We start from the raw sequence: 537 nt of genomic DNA, 5'->3' as shown, positions 1-537 counted from the left end.
GGAGTGCTCGAAAGAGAACCAGTACACAGGTGCTGCATGGCTGTCGTCAGCTCGTGTCGTGAGATGTTGGGTTAAGTCCCGCAACGAGCGCAACCCTTGTCATTAGTTGCTACGAAAGGGCACTCTAATGAGACTGCCGGTGACAAACCGGAGGAAGGTGGGGATGACGTCAAGTCCTCATGGCCCTTATGGGTAGGGCTTCACACGTCATACAATGGTACATACAGAGCGCCGCCAACCCGCGAGGGGGAGCTAATCGCAGAAAGTGTATCGTAGTCCGGATTGTAGTCTGCAACTCGACTGCATGAAGTTGGAATCGCTAGTAATCGCGGATCAGCATGTCGCGGTGAATACGTTCCCGGGTCTTGTACACACCGCCCGTCACACCATGGGAGCGGGTTTTACCAGAAGTAGGTAGCTTAACCGTAAGGAGGGCGCTTACCACGGTAGGATTCGTGACTGGGGTGAAGTCGTAACAAGGTAGCCGTATCGGAAGGTGCGGCTGGATCACCTCCTTTCTAGAGTTTGCACGAATCA

General features: G+C 54.0%; 1 rRNA gene. It reads left to right on the top strand.

Going from position 1 to position 537, the window contains the following annotated elements:
- A 16S ribosomal RNA gene (locus V3C40_RS28260) occupies window positions 1-518 on the top strand; the annotation flags it as partial.
- Window positions 519-537 lie beyond the last annotated feature (19 nt).

The sequence above is a fragment of the Janthinobacterium sp. LS2A genome (assembly GCF_036543145.1).
In the GTDB taxonomy this organism is placed as follows: domain Bacteria; phylum Pseudomonadota; class Gammaproteobacteria; order Burkholderiales; family Burkholderiaceae_D; genus Janthinobacterium; species Janthinobacterium aestuarii.
This window is presented reverse-complemented; position numbering and strand designations above follow the sequence as displayed.